Origin of the sequence: Enterobacter sp. IF2SW-B1, from assembly GCF_001743375.1 — a bacterium.
In the GTDB taxonomy this organism is placed as follows: domain Bacteria; phylum Pseudomonadota; class Gammaproteobacteria; order Enterobacterales; family Enterobacteriaceae; genus Enterobacter; species Enterobacter bugandensis.
This window is the reverse complement of record NZ_MJAA01000002.1, coordinates 440,889-462,923: the sequence shown is the minus strand read 5'-3', so window position 1 is coordinate 462,923 and position 22,035 is coordinate 440,889. Positions and strand designations below refer to the sequence as shown.

Genomic DNA, 22,035 nt, shown 5'->3' with positions numbered 1-22,035 from the left:
GCGGTAAACCACTCTCTTACAGGCCTGCAACCTAATAACATTTGAATAACTCACAAATAAGCGCAGAGTTATAAACAGATGTGCGTTCTCAAGGGCAATTTTATTCACCTTTTCTGTGGATATAGTTGTGAAGAAGTGTCTGATTACCGATGAACAACCTGAAATGGCCTCTGCCCTCCCGTTTCTCGCCTTCAACATAAATCCATATTTTTCATTATTTTATATTCATATCGACAAACAAAATGCAGAATAGCGTGACGATCGTCACAGCAGGGATCGTCGTGCTGATGAAAGATCGAACAGCGTCGGTTTTATCCACAGATTGTGCCAATAAGTTAGGCACAATTTGTCTGAAATTTGGATTTTCGTCGCACGTCAAGGCTGTAAATTGAAACAGTAGTCAGGGTTATGCCCAGTTATCCCATTTTTCTGTGGATAACATGGTGTAAGATCCTGTTTATTGTCAGTGACCAGATTTGAACAACCCGTTTTGCGTCCCTGATGAAACCGTGAAAAATTCATAAAAAAACCTATAAATCATGCACATGGAATATTGGTACAGAAAAAGTTAAACTCTATCCACTGGGGACTGTTTCTTAGTTTATTTTTTAATCAAAAGGTTATCGTCATGCATCCGCTTTCACCCTTGCTCTCACCGCCTTCGAGCGAAAGTCAGTTGCTACAGCAGGCTCAGCGCCTTGCAGGCTTCTCGCTGGGCGAACTGGCGGCGATGGCAGGGCTACAGATCCCGAAGGATCTGAAACGAGATAAGGGCTGGATCGGCATGCTTCTGGAGCTGTGGCTGGGGGCAAGCGCCGGGAGCAAGCCAGAGCAAGATTTCGCGGCCCTTGGCGTAGAGTTAAAAACTATTCCTATCGACCGCCAGGGTCGGCCCCTGGAGACTACCTTTGTCTGCGTTGCGCCTTTAACCGGCAATACCGGCGTAACGTGGGAAACCAGCCACGTGCGCCATAAGCTGAATCGCGTGCTTTGGGTTCCGGTTGAAGGCGAACGGCAGATCCCGTTAGCTGAACGCCGCGTTGGCGCGCCGCTGCTCTGGAGCCCGGATGAAGAAGAGGAGCATCAGTTGCGCCTGGACTGGGAAGAACTGATGGACATGATTGTGCTCGGTCAGGTCGAGCGAATTACCGCCCGGCACGGAGAAGTGTTACAGCTGCGCCCGAAAGCGGCAAACAGCAAAGCGCTTACCGAGGCGATCGGCGCGATGGGCGAACCCATACTGACGCTGCCGCGCGGCTTTTATCTCAAAAAAAATTTCACCGGCGCGCTGCTTGCTCGTCATTTCTTACTTAAAACATAGTTTTTTACTTATTTTGCGAGCTCACAAACATAATCGCCTGGTTTTTAAGATTTTACCGCTTCACCCTGTTGCTATAACGGGTTAATACTACACTATGATTTGATACGAGCCAGATGAGGACGATAACGATGAAAAAATGGGCGGTGTTAATTTCAGCAGTCGGGTTGGCGTTTGCCGTTTCGGGCTGCAGCAGTGATTACGTCATGGCGACGAAAGACGGCCGGATGATCCTGACTGACGGTAAACCTGAAGTCGACGATGATACCGGTCTGGTCAGCTACCACGATCAGGCAGGCAATAAAATGCAGATCAATCGCGACGAAGTCTCGCAAATTATTGAGCGATAACAGTCGGAGGTCAGTAGCCTACTGGCCTTTTTGATTTTTTTCTTCCCCTTTTGCTTCCCCTCTGCCATGTTTATATTCCTTTGTCGGGAGGTTCCTGACGCGGTCTACATGTCTATTGAAGGAAGCCGGCTATGCATTATCACCGTATCCCCCACAGCGCTCTGGAGATAAGTCAACTGGGGTTGGGCACGATGACATTTGGTGAACAAAACAGCGAAGCCGATGCCCATGCACAACTCGATTATGCCGTCAGCCAGGGGATTAACCTGATTGATGTCGCAGAGATGTACCCTGTGCCTCCACGCCCTGAAACGCAGGGACTTACCGAAACCTACGTCGGTAACTGGCTGGCAAAACGCGGTAACCGTGAAAAGCTGGTTATCGCCTCGAAAGTAAGTGGCCCCGCGCGAAACAACGATGCCGGGATCCGCCCAAACCAAATCCTTGATCGCAAAAATATCCGCGCCGCGCTGGACGCGAGCCTGAAGCGCCTGCAAACCGACTATCTCGACCTTTACCAGGTCCACTGGCCGCAGCGTCCAACCAACTGTTTTGGCAAGCTCGGCTACAGCTGGAACGAGAGCGCCCCCGCCGTTACGCTGCTGGAAACGCTGGAGGCGCTGACTGAATGCCAGCGCGCGGGAAAAATCCGCTACATAGGCGTGTCCAACGAAACGGCCTTTGGCGTAATGCGCTATCTGCACCTGGCGGATAAACACGATCTGCCGCGCATCGTCACCATCCAGAACCCGTACAGCCTGCTTAACCGCAGCTACGAGGTGGGGCTGGCCGAAGTGACGCAATATGAGGAAGTGGAACTGCTCGCCTATTCATGCCTCGGTTTCGGCACCCTGACGGGGAAATACCTGAACGGTGCGAAACCGGCCGGGGCGCGTAATACCCTCTTTAGCCGCTTTACCCGCTACAGCGGCGAGCAGACGCAAAAAGCCGTTGCTGCCTATGTGGATATCGCGAAGCGCCACGGCCTGGATCCGGCGCAGATGGCGCTGGCCTTCGTGCGCCGTCAGCCGTTTGTTGCCAGTACCCTGCTTGGCGCGACGACCATGGAACAGCTGAAAACTAACATTGAGAGTTTCCATCTGAACCTGAGTGAAGAGGTGCTAGCGGAGATTGAAGCGGTGCATCAGGTTTATACCTATCCTGCGCCGTAGCTGATGCTTTTGCCGGGTAAGGCGAAGCCGCCACCCGGCTACTTATTAACGGCGACGCTGCCAGATCCACAATCCCGCAATCGCCGCCGCGAACAGCCCACCAAATCCGACGCCAATCGCCACCACCGGGACACCCACTTTTACCGCCAGCGAGTAGAGCCCCAGCATTAACAGCATGGCCAGGTTTTCACCGAGATTTTGAACCGCAATGGCATTCCCCGCCCCGACGGTCTGCTTGCCACGCTCCTGGAGTAACGCATTCAGCGGTACCACAAAGAAGCCCCCCAGAATACCAATCAGGATCAACAGAGCATAAGCGGGCAATAACGCATGTTGCAGCGAGAAAATAAGCACCACGAGGCCAATCAGGATCCCCGCTGGCATGCAGCGTGCGACCGTTTCAAGCGTCACCAGCTTCGCCGCCGCGCCCGCGCCAGCCACAATCCCGATCGCCACCATCGCATTCAGATAGGTCGGCGTCGCGTTGTCGGTGATCCCCAGCGCCACCGGTACCCACAGAACCAGCAGGAAGCGCAGCGTGACGCCCGCCCCCCAGAACATACTGGTCCCCATCAGGGAGAAACGCGTTTCCCCGTTACGCCACAGCACGCGGCACGCGTTAAAGAAACTGCCGGTCATCGGTTTAAAGCGCCAGGACTGGCCCGGGCGAGCCACCGGCAGCTTCGGAATAAACAGGTTAGCCACGACCGCCCCACCATACACCACTGCACACACGCCCAGGGCCGCCAGAACATGCCAGTCGGCCAGCACGCCACCCGCGACGGAGCCGAGGAGGATAGCGGCAATCGTTGACGACTCCATCAGGCCGTTGGCTTTCACCAGCTTATCGCCCGTGGTCAGTTCTCCGAGAATGCCATACTTCGCCGGGGAGTAGGCGGCAGCACCGATGCCCACCAGCGTGTAGCCAATAAACGGATTGAAGCCGAAGCAGATACTGGCAGCGCCCAGCAGCTTGAGACCGTTGGCAAACATCATCACCCGGCCTTTCGGGAAGCTGTCCGCCACCTGCCCCACAAACGGGGCAAAGATAATGTAAGCGCCCACAAACACCATCTGCAGGATCGGCTGACTCCAGTCAGGGTAAAACTCGGCTTTCAGCAGCGCCAGCGTGGCAAAAAGCAGCGCGTTATCACCGAACGCAGAGAGAAACTGCGCGGCGATGACCGCCATCATGCCTTTCGACCTGAGGGAGGTGTTAGTGTGTACTGACTCACGCATTATGCTGCTCCGCCTCTTCAACCATACCTTTCAGGGTCACGAAATCGGGCTTGCCGCTACCCAGCACCGGAAGCTGCTTCAGGTGGCGAATATCGCGCGGCACGGCCAGTTCAGGAATACCGTGTTCACGCGCATAGCTCAGTAACCTGTCGCGCTTAAGCTCAGCATCAGTGGTAAACAGCACCAGCGCCTCGCCTTTGCTGGCATCGCTCTTCACGACCGTGGCGTGCATCTTCTCGGCGGACACGGCCGTCGCCAGCTGTTCAACCATTTCCAGAGAGACCATCTCACCGGCGATTTTGGCGAAGCGTTTTGCGCGCCCCTGAATCTGTACAAAGCCTTGCTCATCGAAACGAACGATGTCACCGGTGTCGTACCAGCCGGTTTCAATCTCGCCGTTGACGTTTTCCGCCGTTGGCGCTTCCAGCACGCCTGGTTTTTCCACGCGCAGGTAACCGTTCATCACGTTTGGCCCTTTCAGCTGCAGGCGGCCACCGTCCTCAATGCCCGGCACCGCCAGCAAGCGCGCATCCATCCCCGGCAGAATTCGCCCCACCGTTCCCGGTTTCGCCGCCATCGGTACGTTGATCGAGACCACGGGCGCACACTCGGTAACGCCATAACCTTCAAGAATGCGCAGGCCAAACTTATCCTGCCAGATCTGACGCGTGCTCTCCTGCAGCTTTTCCGCACCGGCCACCACGTACCGAACGCGGAAGAAATCATACGGATTGGCGAAACGGGCATAGTTACCCAGGAAAGTTGAGGTCCCGAACAGGACGGTGCAGTTACGGTCATACACCAGCTCCGGCACGATGCGGTAGTGCAGCGGGCTGGGATAGAGGAACACCTCGGCACCGGTCAGCAGCGGCGTGAACAGCCCCACCGTCAGGCCAAAGGAGTGGAACAGCGGCAGCGCCGACATAAAACGGTCATTCGCGGTAAAGTCGGCAATGCTTTTGATCTGCTCAACGTTCGCCAGAATACTCTTGTGGCTGTGGACGACGCCTTTCGGATTACCCTCCGAACCCGACGTGAAAAGGATAATCGCGTCATCTTCCGGCTGCTGTTTGACCTGAGCCAGATGCGGCACCAGCAGATGCGCAAAAATCCACAGCTTGTCGCCGGTGGTCACGTCCGCTTTTAGATCTTCCAGGAAGAACCAGCGTACCTGGGTCAGCTGTTCCGGCAGATGCCACAGCTTGCCTTTGTCCAGAAACTGTCGGGAGGTAAAGATGGTATTGATTTGGGCGGCGGTAATGGCGCTGGTCAGCCCTTTCACGCCCGCCGTGTAGTTCATCATCGCCGGTATACGGCCACGGGAAACCGCACCAAAAATCACCGCCGCGCTGATGCCCGCGTTTGGCAGCATCAGGCCGATCTTTTCGCCCTTTTTGCTGTACTTCTCAAGAATGCGGCCCACGAACAGCGTCTTGGTCAGCAGTTTACGATAGGTATCAGGGGTAAAGTTGATGTCTTCAATGCAGTTTTTCTTCGCGCCGTAGCGGTACTGCGCCGAAAGCAGGGATTCATACAGCGTTTCGCGCGGACGAACGGCCATGCGCGCTTCCATCATAATCTGGTGCAGCATTTCCCCGGCGATTTTACGGCGATCGCGGGCACGCGGCGCTTCCGGCATCGGTAACGACGTTGGCGGCAGGATATGCAGCGTGATTTTGGGGAACAGACGCTGCTTCACCAGCCCCTTAAGGCGGCTGAAATGGGTCAACTCTGCGCCTTCAATGCGCAGCGGCACTACGGTCGCGTTTGATTTCGCCGCGACAAACCCCGCGCCGTCGTAGATTTTCATCAGCGAACCGGTCACTGAAATGCGCCCTTCCGGGAAAATGACCACCGGACGCCCCTGCTCTACCAGACGTACCAGGTGTTTAATCATCATCGGCTTTGTCGGGTCAAGCGGTACGAAATCGATAAGTGGGGTGAGCCAGCGCATATACCACTGCTGGCTGATGGAGGTATAGACCGCAAACACCGGACGCACGGGCAGAAATAGCGCAAGCAGGATGCCGTCTATAAAAGAAACATGATTGGGTGTGATGAGAACGCGCTCGCCACGAAGCGCCTGGGCGTCGCCAGTGACGCGGATGCGAAAAAGAATACGGAACAGTGTACGGAAAAACCCAAATAGCATCTCAACTCCCTTTGCCAGACAGTGTGGTGGGTTGACAGTAAATGGTGGCAGATTACACGAGAAGTGATACGGGAGCGACAGCAAAAATGGAGGCGAAAAAAAACCTGCGCATCCGCGCAGGTTGGTGCAAGAGATGAGTACGAAACCGTACTAAGAATTCTCACCAATCAATACCTCTGGGATCTTGATTGTGGCTGTTGACCCTGCGCTTCGCCAGCAGGAAAACGCAAGGGAATGAGCCGAAATGCAACCAGGTGTGAATATTCTCTTTTGCTGTTACAGGTTGAACGATCAGGCAAAAAAAACCTGCGTAAGAACGCAGGCTGGTGTAAGTCGTGTTAATCAACCGGAGTTGATTCCACCTATCAATACCTCTGGGATCTCGACTCTACCAACCTCTTTAACGTCATCGCCACCGGACAATCGCAACAGCCTGAGGCAAAGTGTAACTAAAGGTTCAGAATGACATTCTTCTGACATGACCAGGCGTGTAACGATTACACTACCAGGGTTGGTCTGCGTCACGTTTGTGGCGCGCGGAAACCGGCTTCCCTTGAATGGACGTCACTTTTCCGCAACACTATTCAGTGTGTAAACGCTTACCCCAAATAAGAAGGTTATAAATGGCGACAATAAAGGATGTGGCTCGTCTGGCAGGTGTGTCGGTAGCCACCGTCTCCCGCGTGATTAATGATTCACCCAAAGCCAGTGACGCATCACGCCAGGCGGTACAAAGCGCCATGGAAACCCTGAACTACCATCCGAATGCCAACGCCCGCGCGCTCGCCCAGCAGTCAACAGAGACTATTGGGCTGGTGGTGGGAGACGTTTCCGACCCCTTTTTCGGTGCCATGGTAAAAGCGGTTGAACAGGTCTCTTATCAGACGGGTAATTTTTTGCTGATCGGCAATGGCTATCATAATGAACAAAAAGAACGCCAGGCCATCGAGCAGCTGATCCGCCACCGCTGCGCTGCACTGGTGGTACACGCCAAAATGATCCCGGATGCCGAGCTAATTCACCTGATGAAGCAAATGCCCGGCATGGTGATTATCAACCGTATTATCCCCGGCTTTGAAAAACGCTGTGTAGCCCTCGACGACCGCTACGGCGCCTGGCTTGCGACCCGTCATCTGATTCAACAGGGTCATACCCGGATTGGCTATCTCTGCTCCAATCACCCCATTTCTGATGCGGAAGACCGCCTGCAGGGCTACTACGACGCCCTGCGCGAAAACGGTCTGCCGTGCAATGACCGTCTGGTGGCCTACGGTGAACCGGATGAGAGCGGCGGCGAACAGGCCATGACGGAGCTGCTGGGTCGCGGACGGACTTTCACCGCGGTCGCCAGCTATAACGATTCGATGGCTGCCGGGGCAATGGGCGTCATGAATGACAACGGGATCGAGGTGCCAGCGGAAATCTCGCTGATTGGCTTCGACGATGTTTTGGTCTCCCGGTACGTGCGCCCGCGCCTGACCACCGTACGCTACCCCATCATCACGATGGCCACCCAGGCCGCAGAACTGGCGCTGGCGCTGGCCGAACAACGCCAGCCGCCGGAGATTACCCATCTCTTCAGCCCAACGTTAGTGCGCCGTCACTCCGTTGCTGCGCCCGCTGACGCGCAGAGCGAATAGCGATACAGGTGTACCGTTTTATCCGGATACTCCAGCCCATCGCCAATATACTGCCAGCCGTAACGTTCATAGAAGTCGCGGCAGGCAGACCAGAGATGAAGTTCCTCGTACCCGGCCCGTGCGGCGAAGCGAATAACATGCTGCTGTAACTTTCCTGCCAGCCCCTTGCCGCGCGCCGCGTCGTCAACGTAGAGCGCCGCCAGCCACGGACAGAGATCCTGACGGGTAATCAAATCACAGCGCCAGAGTCCCACCGTCCCGAGAAGCCGTTCATCCTCTACGGCGATAAAGGTCAGCGGCAGGGCACCCGGCGTCTGGCTGTGCTCGACGATGCTATGGAAAAAATCCCGCGCAAGCCCCTCGCCAAAGGCCTGCCAGAGCCAGTCGGTGACCTGCTCCGCATAGTGCGGTGCCTCGTAAAGCGGGAGAATGACGGTCTTTTTCACGTTTCACCTGCGTTTTTAAGGAATATGCTGGCCTGACGCCTCCAGCCCGGTTTGGCGATTATTTTACCAGAGTCAGACTATTTAGTTTTACTTCCGGCAGGCCAGGCGAATCGTGACCAAAAAGCGTGATCGTGGCAGAAGTTTTGCGCTTCCCGCATCGCTTATACGCTGTCAGGTCTGTGTTAAACTGCAAACCATTACGTGGAAGCAGGAATGTAGAATGGCAACAATGCTGGATGTCTCACTGCGCGCGGGCGTGTCGAAGGCTACCGTCTCGCGCGTGCTGAACGGCACAGGTCAGGTTAAAGAGAGCACGCGTCAGCAGGTCTTTGCTGCGATGGAAGAGCTGGGCTACCGCCCAAACTTTCTCGCGCGTTCGCTGGCTAACCAGACCAGCAACAGCATTGGTCTGGTCGTCTCTACCTTCGACGGCTTTTACTTTGGTCGTCTTTTGCAGCAGGCGTCGCGGCAGACCGAAACCCACGGGAAACAGCTGATCGTCACCGACGGTCACGACGCGCCAGAGCAGGAAGAGCAGGCGGTGCAAATGCTGGCCGACCGCCAGTGCGATGCCATCGTGCTTTACACGCGCTATATGAGCGAAAAAGCGATCATCAAGCTGATTAATACCGTGCAAACGCCGCTGGTGGTCATCAACCGTGAAGTCAGCCAGGCACCGGAGCGCTGCGTGTTCTTCGAACAGCAGGATGCCGCGTTTAAGGCGGTGGATTACCTGATCAATCAGGGCCACCGGGAGATCGCCTGCATTACCGTTCCGATCCACACCCCCACGGGTAAAGCACGGCTGATGGGCTACCGTAAGGCGCTGGAAAAGCACGGCATTCGTCTGGACGAGCGTCGAATAAAGTACGGTGATGCGGGAATGACGCGGGGCTATGAGCTGTGTAAGGAGCTGATTGCTGAAGGGGTGTCGTTCAGCGCGCTGTTTGCCTGTAACGATGATATGGCGCTGGGCGCGTCCAAAGCGCTGCATCAGGCAGGGCTTAAGATCCCGCAGGATATCTCCCTGTTCGGCTTTGACGATGCCCCAAGCGCAAAGTGGCTGGAGCCTGCGCTGTCGTCGGTTTATCTGCCGATAGATAACATGATCGTCACGGCTATCGATCAGGCGATCCGGCTGGCGAAGAACCAGCCGGTCGATGCGATCCCGCCGTTTACCGGCACGCTGGTATTACGCGATTCGGTCACAACGGGGCCGTACTTTTATCAAACGAGTTCCAGCGCCAGCAGTTCCTGAATGGTCTGGCGACGACGGATCAGCCGCGCCTTGCCGTTATCAAACAGCACTTCCGGCAGCAGCGGACGGCTGTTGTAGTTCGAGGACATAGACGCCCCGTACGCCCCGGTGTCGTGCAGCACCAGGTAATCGCCCGGCTTCACCTCGGGCAGCGCGCGGGTTTCAACTTTGCCACCTTCCTGCTGGGTAAACACATCACCGGATTCACACAGCGGGCCTGCGACCACCGTCTCGCGGCGCGGCGCGTGCGTTAAATCGCGGCCATCGGCAGCCAGGGCGGTAATGTGATGGTAGCTGCCGTACATGGACGGACGCATCAGGTCGTTAAAGCCCGCATCAATCAGCACGAAGTGGCGGGAGCCCATCTCTTTGACGCTGCGTACCTGAGCCACCAGCACGCCGGCTTCGGCTACCAGGAAACGACCCGGCTCAATTTCCAGCTTCACGGCATGGCCCAGATGCGCGGCAATTTGATCGCGCGCGGCGCTCCACAGGCCGTAATAGTGATCGGTGTCGATCGCCTCTTCCCCTTCACGATAAGGAATGGAAAGACCGCCACCGGCGGAGATCGCCTCCAGATCCTGACCGAAGTCAACAACCTGGCGCACCATCGCCCCGCACACCTGCTCCAGGTGCCCGTAATCGACGCCGGAGCCAATGTGCATATGAATGCCTACCAGCTTCAGGCTGTAGCGCTGCAGTACCTCAAGCGCGGCAGGCATATCGGCGTACCAGATGCCGTGCTTGCTGTTTTCGCCCCCGGTGTTGGTTTTTTGGCTATGGCCATGTCCAAAGCCCGGGTTGACGCGCAACCAGACGCGATGGCCGGGTGAAACCTGCCCAAGCTGCTCCAGCATATCCACAGAACCAGCGTTCACCGGCACCTGCAGTTCATGCACGCGCGCAAGCGTGGCGTCGTCGATCACATCCGCGGTAAAGACGATCGCGTCAGGATCGGTTTTCGGATCAAAGCCTGCCGCCAGCGCACGCTCGATTTCACCCAGCGATACGGAGTCAACCTTCACGCCCTGCTCGCGCATCAGGCGCAGAATATGAATATTGGAGCAGGCCTTCTGGGCAAAACGCACCACGTCAAACTGATGCAGGGCGGCGATCTTCTCGCGAACGATCTGCGCGTCGTAGACCCATACCGGGCAGCCAAACTCGGCGGGCAGGCGCAGCAGGTTTTCAGCGTTCAAATCGGTATCCGTCTGGTTGAGCGGGCGTGGCATGGTCTTCTCCGGTTCAATTCATTTTTTATGATTACGCCACAGCGGCAGCAGAATAAAAAATATCGTTTTATCGCGAGTCTATGCAAAAATGATATGGACAGTTCCTTGCTTTCAGGTGCCCTATGCCCGCCGTCAATTTACGCCACATCGAGATTTTTCACGCCGTGATGACCGCCGGCAATCTCACGGAAGCCGCGCAGATGCTGCATACCTCGCAGCCGACGGTCAGCCGCGAGCTGGCGCGCTTCGAGAAAGTGCTGGGGCTGAAGCTGTTCGAACGCGCCCGGGGCAGGCTTCACCCGACGGTGCAGGGGTTGCGCCTGTTTGAGGAAGTGCAGCGCTCATGGTACGGGCTGGACAGAATCGTCAGCGCGGCGGAAAGCCTGCGCGAGTTTCGTCAGGGCGAGCTGTCGATTGTCTGCCTGCCCGTCTTCTCTCAGTCCTTCTTACCGACGCTGCTCCAGCCTTTTCTGGCCCGCTATCCTGAGGTCAATCTCACCATCGTGCCGCAGGAGTCGCCTCTGCTTGAAGAGTGGCTGTCGGCACAGCGCCACGATCTCGGGTTAACCGAAACCCTCTCGACACCCGCAGGAACGGCGCGCACGGAACTGCTCGCGCTGGATGAAGTGTGCGTTCTGCCCGCCGGGCATCGGCTTGCCCACAAAGCAGTGCTGACGCCCGCGGATTTTCATGGTGAAAACTACATTAGCCTGTCGCAAACGGACAGCTATCGGCAGCTGCTGGATACGCTTTTTTCTGAGCATCAGGTGAAGCGGCGGATGGTCGTTGAAACCCACAGCGCGGCGTCAATATGCGCGATGGTGCGCGCGGGCGTTGGCGTTGCGGTCGTCAATCCGCTTACGGCGCTGGACTATGCAGGAAGCGGGATCGTCATCCGCCGTTTTAGCGTTTCCGTCCCGTTCACCGTAAGCCTTATCCGCCCGCTGCACCGTCCGGCTTCCGCGCTGGTGGACGCATTCACCGAACACTTAGTTGAGCATGCGCGTCAGGTGGCGCTTCGCTTACCTGACCTGCAAAACCCGTTATGACAGCATAAATTCCACGGCATCTGCCGCGTGAATGGCCGCGGTATCAAACACCGGGATGGGGCTTCGTTCGGCCGGCACCAGCAAACCGATCTCCGTGCAGCCGAAAATCACCCCTTCAGCCCCCTGCTGCGCCAGTTTATCTATTACGCTGACGTAATATGCGCGGGAGGTTTCGCTGAAGGTTCCGAGGCAGAGCTCGTCGAAGATAATCTGATTGATGCGCGCCCGGTCCCCCTCATCCGGGATCAGGCTTTCAATCCCAAACTCGCTGTGCAAGCGCCCGCGATAGAAATCCTGCTCCATGGTGTAACGTGTGCCCAGCAAGGCCACGCGCGACATTCCCGAAGCGCGAATGGCGCGTCCGGTGGCGTCCGCGATGTGCAGGAACGGCAGCGAACAGCGCGCTTCAATGTGCGAGGCCACTTTGTGCATCGTGTTGGTACACAGCAGAATGCCCTGCGCCCCCGCACGCTCCAGCCCCAGCGCGGCATCAGCCAGGATTTCTCCGGCTTTATCCCATTCGCCGCTCGACTGGCAGGCTTCGATTTCATGAAAATCAACGCTGTGCAGCAGCAGGCTCGCGGAGTGCAGGCCGCCCAGACGCTGCTTTACGCCTTCGTTAATCAGGCGGTAATAAGGGATTGTCGATTCCCAGCTCATCCCACCTATCAGGCCAATCGTTTTCATCATCGCTCCTTATCTGTTTAAGCCAGTGAAGCAAACTTGTGATCCTGTTTCCAGTTCTTTATTACGTCGTTTTCTTTTTAAGCTGGCCAATGTAAATTAAATAAAACACTGTTTTATTATGAAGGGCTAAGCCATGTTTATGTTCCACAAAGAGACCGCGTCTGAAGATCTGGGGAATGGCGTTACGCGTCGCGTGCTGGCCCACGGCGGCAGGATGATGGCGGTTGAAGTACAGTTTGAGCAGGGCGCGATTGGCCCACTGCATAACCACCCGCACGAACAGTTAACCTATGTTCTCTCCGGTGAATTTGAGTTTACCATTGGTGAAGAGAAGCATGTCGTGACGGCGGGAGATACCCTCTACAAAAAACCACATGTGATGCACGGCTGCGTCTGCCTCAGGGCCGGCACGCTGCTGGACACCTTTACGCCTGTTCGCGAGGATTTCCTGAAATAAAAAAGGCGCTGTTGCAGCGCCTTCATGTGTGCAGAATTTATTCCGTTACCGGCTCTGGCAATGGGTTTCGGCTGAGCATGGCCTCACGGAGTAATACGCTGCCGCAGGCAAACAGAGCGCCAAGGATCGCCGCCAGAATGACAATCATGCCTGTGCCCGGGCCGTCTTTTTTCACCGGCATCGATGGCGAAAGCTGATACCTGAATGGCTCAAGCTTAACGTCTGCGAAGGAGAGTTGTTTCAGCTGCGCCAGGTAATATTCCCGGTTCTGGAAGTCCGCGTTCAGCTCCGTCACATCCTTAAGATTTTTTTCAATCCTTAGCTTTTCCGCGATACCGTCAGCCCCGAGCGCAACGGAGTAATCCGGATCGTCTTTTATCCCTTGTCCGTTGCTATAAACAGGCTTCTTAATGCCCGCCGCATTCGCCACTTCCAGCGAATAGTTCAGCCGCTGCAGGTTGGTGTTATGCACATTGGTCAGACGAACGCGGTCGAGCGTCAGCTGCTGCTCTACCTCGTTCGTTTTGAGGGCGATCTGGTTGCGGATATTCTGCACCGTTTCTTTCTCAACAATTGCCGAGATATAGTTGATATACCCCTCCAGAACGGATTGGGCATCGGCTGCGGTCGGCGCGGTGAAGCTCAATGTCCAGGAGACGAAAGGCGCTTTATCCGCATCTTTTCCCTGAACATCATTCACCGCTTTCATTTTGTCTGCAATATTGACAACCGCACGGTGCAGTTCAAGCGGGTCCACTTGCGCATTCTTGAGCTGCGCCATCACGTAAGGGGAAGAGGTCATATACTCTTCAAGCAATGACTGCGACTGGAATTTTTTAATAAACAGGTCAAAGACTTCCTGACGGGTAACCGGCACCTTCACATCAAGAACCTGCAGCGCAACCATCATCTGGCTCAGCGGGTTCCACTGTGTCTGTTCCGCCGGAGTGATCACCGCTTTACTGGTCCATTTTTGCGGCAGTAGAAGCGCAATTGCCAGACCTGCCAGCGCGAAAACAAAGATAATGGTGGCAATGCGTTTTTTCGCGGTAATCAGAATATCTAACAGGCCCAGAAGATCGATCTCTTTTGAACTGACTGCTGGAGGAGCATATGAGGAAAAATCGAGGTCCGTATTTTTTTTGAAATCCATTGCTGACATAGCCGTTCTTCTGTTTCGGGTGCAGTAAATTCCTGCCGGGTGAGTTCAGTTGCCCGATAATACAAGAAACTAAGAATAATCTGAACGCGAGAATGGACTATCTGAGGAATTGCTATCAAAGTTGGTAGTTATTCAGCATCACGCTAACAAAACGCCGGGTGGCGCTGCGCTTACCCGGCATTAACTCTTACACGCCGATATTTCGCAGTTTCTCCCCGCTCATCAGCTTGCGTTCAATATGTTCCAGCGTCACGCCTTTGGTTTCTGGAATTAGCCAGAATGTCACGCCAATAAACGCCACGTTCAGCACCGTATAGAGCCAGAAGGTTCCCGCCGCGCCAATCGCATCCAGCAGCGTCAGGAAGGTCGCGCCGATGATCATGTTCGACACCCAGTTGGTGGTGGTGGAACAGGTGATACCAAAATCGCGACATTTCAGCGGCTGAATTTCAGAGCACAGGATCCACACCACCGGCGCGGCGCTCATCGCGTAGCCAGCAATACACATCATGGTCATGCCCACGGAGAGCCAGGAGAGGCCGCTGGACGCCGTGCCGTTATCAAACTGCATCAGGCAGTAGCCGAGGATGAGGGTGCCGAGCGCCATCACGCTAAAGCCAATTTTCAGCGCCGGTTTACGTCCGGCTTTATCGACGGTGAACACCGCGATAAAGGTGGCGAACATAAAGGTCAGCCCCACCACCAGCGTGGCGATCATCTGCTGTTCGGTGGTGGTAAAACCGGCCATTTTGAAGATGCGCGGGGCGTAGTACATGATGATGTTCATCCCCGTGAACTGCTGCATCGCCTGCAGCAACATGCCGAGGAACACCGCGCGGCGCACGTTGCGGTTAGCCTTAAACAGCGACCAGCCGCCCTGCTTCAGCTTCAGGCTTTCGCGGATCTCGTTCAGCTCTTCACGCGCTTTCTCAGACGTGTCGCGCAGCATGCGCAGCACCTCTTCCGCTTCCACGTGACGCCCTTTTTGTGCCAGCCAGCGCGGACTGTTGGGCAGGAAGATCACTAAAACAATCAGCACTACCGCAGGCAGCGCCAGCACGCCGAGCATCGCCCGCCAGTTACCGCTGTAGCTGAAGTACGTATCGGACAGGAACGCCAGCACGATGCCCAGCGTCACCATCAGCTGGTACATGCTAATCATCTTGCCGCGCACGTTCTCGCTCGCCATTTCGGAGAGATACAGCGGCGCGGTGTAGGAGGCAATCCCCACCGCCACGCCCAGCAGCACGCGGGAGAGCAGCAGCACTTCAACGTTAGTGGCAAACGCCGAACCTATGGACCCGGCAACAAACAGGACCGCCCCGACCATCAGGCTGTATTTACGCCCAAGGCGGAACGAAAGCCAGCCGTTAAACAGCGCACCGATGGCCGCGCCGAGCATCATGCTGCTCACCACCCACTCCTGCAGGCGGTTACTCAGCGTAAAGTGATCGGTAATAAACGGCAGCGCCCCGGCGATAACGCCGATATCCAGGCCGAACAACAAACCGGCCACGGCTGCCGCAATGGAGACAAACTGGTTCATGCGGCGGGTATCGCGCAGCGCGGCGGGCATCAGGGTAGAGTCATTTATAGATGTCATATTTTTCCTGCCTCAACAGCAAAATTCGTTAAATGAAATTACGAGATAGCGGGGAAAAGTGTCAGGCCGGAATTCGTGAAGATATGGATTATTTCGCTATGGCATAGCGATCTGTGATGGACATTACAATTTCAACTAATGCTGGATAATCACCTAATTTTACTAACACCTTAATTTTTAAATAATAAAAATGTGATGGCAGTCATCTATGATTTTTAAGTATGGATTTTTCGTGTTTATCAATATGGACTTTGACAAATTTTAAGCAAAAAAAACCTCCGCCGAAGAGCGGAGGTATTTGTCATAAGTTGGGTTATCGCGCCAGCCAGCCGCCATCAACCGCGACGGTATAACCATTGATATAGTCCGATGCCGGGGAAGCCAGGAACACTACCGGCCCCATCAGATCGCTCGGCAGCCCCCAGCGGCCCGCCGGAATACGCTCCAGGATCGCCGCACTGCGTTCTTCGTCCGCGCGAAGCTGCTGGGTGTTGTTGGTGGCCATGTAGCCCGGCGCAATCGCGTTGACGTTGATGTTGTGCTGCGCCCATTCGTTCGCCAGCAGGCGGGTCACGCCCATCACCGCGCTTTTCGACGCGGTGTAAGACGGCACGCGGATGCCGCCCTGGAAGGAGAGCATCGACGCGATGTTAATGATCTTGCCGCCCTTGCCCTGCGCGATGAAGTGCTTCGCCGCCGCCTGGGACATAAAGAACACGCTCTTGATGTTCAGGTTCATGACATCGTCCCAGTCGGTCTCGCTGAAGTTAATCGCGTCTTCACGGCGGATCAGCCCCGCGTTGTTGACCAGAATGTCGATATGGCCAAATTCCGCCACCGCGCGATCCAGCAGCTCCGGAATAGCGTCGATTTTACGCAGGTCGGCGGTCAGGCTGAGAAAACGGCGGCCCAGCGCGGTTACGCGTTCGATGGTTTCCGTGGGCTCAACGATGTTAATCCCGACGATATCACAGCCCGCTTCCGCCAGGCCTAACGCCATCCCCTGGCCCAGTCCGGTGTCACACCCGGAAACCACGGCCACTTTACCCTGCAGAGAAAATGCATCCAGAATCATGTTTGTTCCTTACTCTTTCAGCGCCTGTCATCAACAGGCAGATGTATGCTTAACTGCCCGCGACTAGCGCAGATCCTTAACCGCGACGTGGTCCATGTCATCGAAGACCTGGTTTTCTCCAACCATCCCCCAGATGAAGGTATAGGCTTTCGTCCCCACGCCGGAGTGAATAGACCAGCTGGGTGAAATCACCGCCTGCTCGTTATGCATGACGATATGGCGAGTTTCCTGTGGCTGTCCCATCATGTGGAACACGCAGGCGTCTTCATCCATGTTGAAGTAGAAGTAGACTTCCATGCGGCGTTCGTGGGTATGGCACGGCATGGTGTTCCACAGGTTGCCTGGCGCAAGCTCGGTCAGACCCATGCTGAGCTGGCAGGTTTCCAGCACATCCGGCACGAAGTATTTATTGATGGTGCGGCGGTTGCTGGTGAGGTTGTCGCCCAGCGTCACGGGCGCAACGTCAGCGGGCGTTACTTTTTTGGTTGGATAAGTGGTGTGCGCCGGGGCGCAGTTGTAGTAAAACTTCGCGGGTTTACTGCCGTCGATGCTGGCAAAGACCACCTCTTTCGCCCCTTTGCCGACGTACAGCCCGTCGCGGTGGCCAATCTCGTAGCACTGGCCGTCCACGGTAATCGTGCCCGGCCCGCCAATATTAATCACGCCCAGTTCACGACGCTCCAGGAAGTAGCTTACGCCCAGCTGCTTGCCTACTTCACCGCCCACGGAGACGGTTTTCGCCACCGGCATAATGCCGCCCACGATAATGCGGTCGATGTGGCTATAGACCATGGTGTACTTATCGGCTTCGAACACCTGCTCAATTAAAAACTCGCTGCGCAGTCCCTGAGTATCCAGCGTTTTGGCGTGCGCGCTGTGGATGCTTTGTCTGACGTCCACGGTAACCTCCAGATGTGGTCATGCCCGAAGGCAGAAATTAAACGAAACGACGTTTCGTTTTATGATGAGCACATACTAGCGGCATAAAATAGGGTTTTCAATTGCAATTAAAACAACGTTTCATTTTTTATTTTTGTTTATAACAGAAATGACGCGCGGATCACGATTACTTACCATGAAGAGAAGAACACGATAAAAAAACCTCCCGAAGGAGGTTTTTTAAGGGAGGAGAAACTAGCGTTCGATGGCGAGCGCCACGCCCTGTCCGCCGCCTATACAGAGGGTAGCGATCCCTTTTCGCGCGTTTCGCTTTTTCATTTCGTGGACCAGCGAAACCAGGATTCGGCAGCCGGACGCGCCGATGGGATGCCCTAACGCAATTGCACCGCCGTTCACGTTGACCCGCAGCGGATCCCACTCCAGCATTTTGCCGACCGAGATCGCCTGCGCGGCAAAGGCTTCGTTCACTTCGATCAGATCGACATCCGAAAGCTGCCACCCTGCGCGCTCCAGGCAGCGACGGGTAGCGTAGACCGGCGCAATCCCCATCAATGCTGGATCCACGCCCACGCTGGCAAACGCCTTAATGCGGGCCAGCACGGGGAGATCGAGCTCAAGGGCTTTGCTTTCGCTCATCATCATCACGGCGGCGGCACCGTCGTTAATGGACGAGGCATTGCCCGCGGTGACCGAGCCCTGCGTTTCAAACGCGGGATTCAGTCTCGCCAGGCCTTCCGCACTGGCATCCGTGCGCGGCTGTTCATCAGTATCGACGACGATCGCCTCGCCGTTCTGACGCTGCGTGCTGACCGGGACAATCTCGTCGCGAAAGCGACCGGAATCAATCGCGGCACGCGCTTTTTGCTGCGAACTGAGCGCATAGGCGTCCTGCAATTCGCGGCTAATGCCGTACTCGCGCGCCAGGTTTTCTGCCGTCACGCCCATATGATAGTCGTTGAACGCATCCCACAGCCCGTCATGCACGAGGCTGTCGAGCAGCTGGCTGTTACCCAGCTGCGCGCCGGTTCGGCTATCGGTGAGAACGTGCGGCGCGCGGCTCATGTTCTCTTGTCCGCCAGCTATAACCACATCCGCTTCACCGCACTGAATGGCCTGGGTGGCGAGATGCAGCGCTTTTAACCCTGAACCACAGACGTCGTTGATGGTAATGGCGGAGACGGTATTGGGCAGCCCACCCTTCAGCGCCGCCTGACGCGCAGGGTTTTGCCCGGCACCGGCCGTGAGAACCTGCCCCAGGATCACCTCATCAACTTCATGGGCTGCGATCCCGCTACGTTCCACCAGCGCTTTAACGACCACGCTGCCCAGGTCAACCGCCGAGTGACGCGCAAGCGCTCCCTGAAAACAGCCGATAGCCGTACGCAACGCACCCACTATTACGACATCTTTCATCACGACCTCTGTGTTAAATGACATGACGATAGTAGAGGATTGTTACTGGCAATTATCTTAATTGTTTAAAAATAGTGAGTTTAATCACAAGGATTAGCGTGCATCCTGCAGATACTGCCGCAGCCAGCTTCCGGCCACGCCGGGAGGGGATCGTTTATTCCACAGCAGATCGATGCCGATCGCCCGTGGCCAGCCGGGAACATTGAGCTGTACCAGCGACTTCGCAGCGGCGAATTCATCCACCAGCGCGCACGGCAGCACGCACCAGCCGAACCCCTGGACGGCCATACTCAACAGTAACAGGTAGTTCGGCGCTGACCAGACGGGCCCGCGCGCGATCTCAGCCTCGCGCTCAAGGTAGGTGCTGAGCCTCAGCTCCCGCCAGCCGTGCAGCTCGTCGCTCTGCACCTCGTGTTGTCCGGCGAGCGGATGCGTGGTCGCGGCATATATCGCCATTCGGGTCTGCACCGGCAGCCGGGTAGCGCCAATATCCGTTGGATAACCGTCTCGCGCTTCCGTCAGCCCCACCTGCGCGCGCTCCTTTTGCAGCAGATCGATCACGTCCTCTTCCTCGCCAATCAGGCATTCGAATTCCGTGTGGGGAAAGCGAGCGTCAAACTGCTTCATCAGATCTTCAAGCACGTCGGGGTTGAGGGTATCGGAGAGAACAAACGTCAGACGCGCCTCCGTTTGTGCCGTTAACGACACCGCCAGCTCATCCAGCCGCGTGCTGGCGGCGAGGATGGCCTGCACATAGCCCAGCACCTGTTCTCCCTGGACCGTTAACACCGGCTGGCGCGCCGAGCGGTCAAACAGTTCGAAACCCAGATCGGCTTCAAGATTGGCAATGGAGGTGCTGATCGTCGACTGGCTTTTACGCAGCCTGCGCGCGGCAGCAGAGAAAGAGCCTGCCGCAACGGTCTCAACAAATGCGGTAAGAGCTTCAGGTGAATAGCGCATAAACTATCTACTTTATCGATGGATACTATCTTTAATATATCAGCTTTAGCGATAAAAATAGGCTGCATCAACGCCCATACCGGTGAATAAATGAGGTCTACACTATGCAACATCAGGATGCACTCCAACGTAAGCTGCCGGAGCGGATCTTTCATGCTGTCTGTTTCGAAGGGATTGCCACGGCAATTCTCGCCCCCACGGCGGCATGGCTGATGCAGCGCTCGGTGGTGGAGATGGGTGGGTTAACCATTATCCTGGCTACCACCGCCATGCTCTGGAACATTATCTATAACTTCGGCTTCGACCGTTTCTGGCCTGTCCAGCGCGTAAAACGTACGGCAAAAGTGCGCGCGCTGCACGCCCTGGGGTTCGAATGCGGATTTATTGTAATCGGCGTGTCGATTGTCGCCGCCGTGCTGGGCGTGACCCTGCTTGAGGCATTCACGTTAGAAATTGGTTTCTTCCTGTTCTTCCTGCCATACACCATGTTCTATAACTGGGCATACGATAACCTGCGTGAGAAATTCCTTAAGCGTCGCCAGCAACGACGCGCTCTGGCAGGCTAAACCCTCGCTGGCCGGACGCCTGTTCCGGCCAAACTCCGTCGAAGCAACTGCGCTCTTCAGGCATAACTATGGTAAATTGCACGCCATTCTGATGGTTTGTTAGTTGAAACGTTGCTCTAATGTCGAAAATTTGGTCAAAAGATGAGACTCTCTGGAGTTTCGCTCTCTATGGCACGGCCGTGGGCGCAGGAACGCTGTTCTTGCCCATTCAGCTGGGCTCCGCAGGCGCTATTGTCCTGTTTATCACCGCCCTCGTGGCCTATCCGTTAACCTACTGGCCGCACCGGGCGCTGGCGCAATTTATTCTCTCGTCAAACACAAAAGGTAATGAAGGGATCACCGGCGCCGTCTCCCACTACTATGGTAAGAAGATTGGCAATCTGATCACCACGCTCTATTTCATCGCCTTTTTTGTGGTGGTGCAGATTTATGCGGTGGCCATTACCAACTCGTTAACCGAGCAGCTGGCAAAACACCTGACGGTGGATACCGCCGTTCGCGTGCTGGTCAGCCTGGGGGTGGTGCTGGTATTGAATCTGATTTTCCTGATGGGACGGCATATCACGATAAAAGTGATGGGCTTCCTGGTGTTTCCGCTGATTGCCTATTTCCTGTTTGTCTCGATCTATCTCACCGGAAGCTGGCAGCCCTCGTTGCTCACCAGCCAGATGGCTTTCGATCGCCAAACGCTGCATCAGGTATGGATTTCAATTCCGGTGATGGTGTTTGCCTTTAGCCATACCCCGATTATCTCAACGTTTGCCGTTGACCGTCGCGAGAAATTTGCCGACGGTGCCATGGATAAATGCAAGAAGATCATGAAGGTGGCGTACCTGATTATCTGCCTGAGCGTGCTGTTCTTTGTCTTCAGCTGCCTGCTCTCTATTCCACCGTCCTATATTATGGCCGCCAAAGAGCAGGGGGTGACGATTCTGTCAGCGCTGTCGATGATGCCGTCTTCCCCAGCCTGGCTCGGCATTTCCGGGATTATCGTGGCGATCGTAGCGATGTCGAAATCGTTCCTCGGCACCTATTTTGGGGTGATTGAAGGGGCGACGGAGATCGTGAAGTCGTCGCTTAATCAGGTGGGGATTAAAAAGAGCCGCGCCTTTAACCGCGCGATTTCCATTATGGGGGTGTCGTTAATCACCTTTGCGGTCTGCTGCATTAACCCGAACGCCATCTCAATGATTTACGCCATCAGCGGCCCGCTTATCGCCATGATCCTGTTTATCATGCCGACGCTGTCGACGTATCTGATCCCTTCCCTGAAACCGTACCGCTCCATTGGCAGCCTGCTGACGCTGATCGTCGGCGTGCTGTGCGTGTCGGTGATGTTTGTTGGCTAGACGTACT

20 protein-coding genes are annotated in these 22,035 nt (G+C 55.8%); 9 read left to right on the top strand and 11 right to left on the bottom strand.

Annotated features, from left to right (window positions below):
* Positions 1 to 628 precede the first annotated feature (628 nt).
* The 3 genes from mutH (at position 629) to A6013_RS06590 (ending at position 2,840) form a co-directional block, all read left to right on the top strand.
* Positions 629 to 1,321: a DNA mismatch repair endonuclease MutH gene (gene mutH / locus A6013_RS06600; protein WP_028014286.1), complete on the top strand. Its 693-nt coding sequence runs from the start codon at positions 629 to 631 to the stop codon at positions 1,319 to 1,321.
* A 128-nt stretch (positions 1,322 to 1,449) separates the two neighbouring features.
* Positions 1,450 to 1,668, top strand: coding sequence for a YgdI/YgdR family lipoprotein (locus tag A6013_RS06595; RefSeq protein WP_014885085.1), 219 nt, complete (start codon positions 1,450 to 1,452; stop codon positions 1,666 to 1,668).
* 131 nt (positions 1,669 to 1,799) lie between these two features.
* On the top strand, positions 1,800 to 2,840 hold the full coding sequence (locus A6013_RS06590) for an NADP(H)-dependent aldo-keto reductase (RefSeq protein WP_028014287.1): 1,041 nt from the start codon (positions 1,800 to 1,802) through the stop codon (positions 2,838 to 2,840).
* A gap of 45 nt (positions 2,841 to 2,885) precedes the next feature.
* Here the strand turns inward: A6013_RS06590 and lplT are convergent, their stop codons facing one another.
* Together lplT and aas are read right to left on the bottom strand one after the other, a co-directional pair.
* Positions 2,886 to 4,079: a lysophospholipid transporter LplT gene (gene lplT, locus A6013_RS06585; RefSeq protein ID WP_028014288.1), complete on the bottom strand. Its 1,194-nt coding sequence runs from the start codon at positions 4,077 to 4,079 to the stop codon at positions 2,886 to 2,888.
* A complete protein-coding gene (gene aas, locus A6013_RS06580; RefSeq protein ID WP_069732750.1) occupies positions 4,072 to 6,231 on the bottom strand; it encodes a bifunctional acyl-ACP--phospholipid O-acyltransferase/long-chain-fatty-acid--ACP ligase in 2,160 nt (719 codons plus the stop codon). Before aas ends, lplT begins: the two co-directional genes overlap by 8 nt.
* Positions 6,232 to 6,854: 623 nt before the next feature.
* On the opposite strand from aas, the gene galR reads away from it, so the two are divergent.
* On the top strand, positions 6,855 to 7,871 hold the full coding sequence (galR, locus tag A6013_RS06575; RefSeq protein ID WP_069732749.1) for an HTH-type transcriptional regulator GalR: 1,017 nt from the start codon (positions 6,855 to 6,857) through the stop codon (positions 7,869 to 7,871).
* Here the strand turns inward: galR and A6013_RS06570 are convergent.
* A complete protein-coding gene (locus A6013_RS06570; RefSeq protein WP_069732748.1) occupies positions 7,832 to 8,317 on the bottom strand; it encodes a GNAT family N-acetyltransferase in 486 nt (161 codons plus the stop codon). The genes galR and A6013_RS06570 overlap by 40 nt on opposite strands.
* 220 nt (positions 8,318 to 8,537) lie before the next feature.
* Here A6013_RS06570 and A6013_RS06565 point away from each other — a divergent pair, with 220 nt between their 5' ends.
* Positions 8,538 to 9,575 carry a LacI family DNA-binding transcriptional regulator gene (locus A6013_RS06565; RefSeq protein WP_069732747.1) on the top strand — a complete coding sequence of 346 codons (1,038 nt, stop codon included), beginning with the start codon at positions 8,538 to 8,540 and terminating at the stop codon, positions 9,573 to 9,575.
* On the opposite strand, the gene lysA is transcribed toward A6013_RS06565, so the two are convergent.
* Positions 9,545 to 10,807 carry a diaminopimelate decarboxylase gene (lysA, locus tag A6013_RS06560; protein WP_045629967.1) on the bottom strand — a complete coding sequence of 421 codons (1,263 nt, stop codon included), beginning with the start codon at positions 10,805 to 10,807 and terminating at the stop codon, positions 9,545 to 9,547. The two genes, A6013_RS06565 and lysA, sit on opposite strands and share 31 nt — an antisense overlap.
* A 122-nt stretch (positions 10,808 to 10,929) precedes the next feature.
* On the opposite strand from lysA, the gene A6013_RS06555 reads away from it, so the two are divergent.
* Positions 10,930 to 11,856: a LysR family transcriptional regulator gene (locus A6013_RS06555; RefSeq protein ID WP_045260912.1), complete on the top strand. Its 927-nt coding sequence runs from the start codon at positions 10,930 to 10,932 to the stop codon at positions 11,854 to 11,856.
* On the opposite strand, the gene A6013_RS06550 is transcribed toward A6013_RS06555, so the two are convergent.
* Positions 11,851 to 12,543, bottom strand: a complete 693-nt coding sequence (locus A6013_RS06550) for an aspartate/glutamate racemase (protein WP_028014295.1) — start codon at positions 12,541 to 12,543, stop codon at positions 11,851 to 11,853. The genes A6013_RS06555 and A6013_RS06550 overlap by 6 nt on opposite strands.
* A 133-nt stretch (positions 12,544 to 12,676) precedes the next feature.
* Between A6013_RS06550 and A6013_RS06545 the strand changes: the two genes are divergently transcribed.
* Positions 12,677 to 13,000: a cupin domain-containing protein gene (locus A6013_RS06545; RefSeq protein WP_045260914.1), complete on the top strand. Its 324-nt coding sequence runs from the start codon at positions 12,677 to 12,679 to the stop codon at positions 12,998 to 13,000.
* 37 nt (positions 13,001 to 13,037) lie between these two features.
* Here A6013_RS06545 and wzz(fepE) read toward each other — a convergent pair whose 3' ends face one another.
* From wzz(fepE) to A6013_RS06515, 6 genes are all read right to left on the bottom strand, one after another.
* Entirely contained in the window at positions 13,038 to 14,162 is a 1,125-nt protein-coding gene (gene wzz(fepE), locus A6013_RS06540; protein WP_045260915.1) for an LPS O-antigen length regulator Wzz(fepE), read from the bottom strand.
* Between the two features lie 187 nt (positions 14,163 to 14,349).
* Positions 14,350 to 15,765 (bottom strand): sugar porter family MFS transporter, encoded by a 1,416-nt coding sequence (locus A6013_RS06535; RefSeq protein ID WP_028014298.1) that lies wholly within the window; start codon positions 15,763 to 15,765, stop codon positions 14,350 to 14,352.
* 313 nt (positions 15,766 to 16,078) lie between these two features.
* Positions 16,079 to 16,840 carry a 2-dehydro-3-deoxy-D-gluconate 5-dehydrogenase KduD gene (gene kduD / locus A6013_RS06530; RefSeq protein WP_003862835.1) on the bottom strand — a complete coding sequence of 254 codons (762 nt, stop codon included), beginning with the start codon at positions 16,838 to 16,840 and terminating at the stop codon, positions 16,079 to 16,081.
* 63 nt (positions 16,841 to 16,903) lie between these two features.
* The gene (gene kduI, locus A6013_RS06525) at positions 16,904 to 17,740 is read right to left on the bottom strand and encodes a 5-dehydro-4-deoxy-D-glucuronate isomerase (protein ID WP_048960734.1); all 837 of its coding nucleotides are present in this window, start codon (positions 17,738 to 17,740) and stop codon (positions 16,904 to 16,906) included.
* A 234-nt stretch (positions 17,741 to 17,974) separates the two neighbouring features.
* A complete protein-coding gene (locus tag A6013_RS06520; protein ID WP_028014300.1) occupies positions 17,975 to 19,153 on the bottom strand; it encodes an acetyl-CoA C-acetyltransferase in 1,179 nt (392 codons plus the stop codon).
* 93 nt (positions 19,154 to 19,246) lie between these two features.
* Complete coding sequence (locus A6013_RS06515) at positions 19,247 to 20,113, bottom strand: LysR family transcriptional regulator (protein ID WP_045629969.1); 867 nt, start codon at positions 20,111 to 20,113, stop codon at positions 19,247 to 19,249.
* 104 nt (positions 20,114 to 20,217) lie between these two features.
* On the opposite strand from A6013_RS06515, the gene A6013_RS06510 reads away from it, so the two are divergent.
* Both A6013_RS06510 and A6013_RS06505 read left to right on the top strand, forming a co-directional pair.
* On the top strand, positions 20,218 to 20,679 hold the full coding sequence (locus A6013_RS06510; RefSeq protein WP_041908370.1) for a multidrug/biocide efflux PACE transporter: 462 nt from the start codon (positions 20,218 to 20,220) through the stop codon (positions 20,677 to 20,679).
* Between the two features lie 119 nt (positions 20,680 to 20,798).
* The gene (locus A6013_RS06505; RefSeq protein ID WP_048960735.1) at positions 20,799 to 22,028 is read left to right on the top strand and encodes an amino acid permease; all 1,230 of its coding nucleotides are present in this window, start codon (positions 20,799 to 20,801) and stop codon (positions 22,026 to 22,028) included.
* Positions 22,029 to 22,035: the final 7 nt, after the last annotated feature.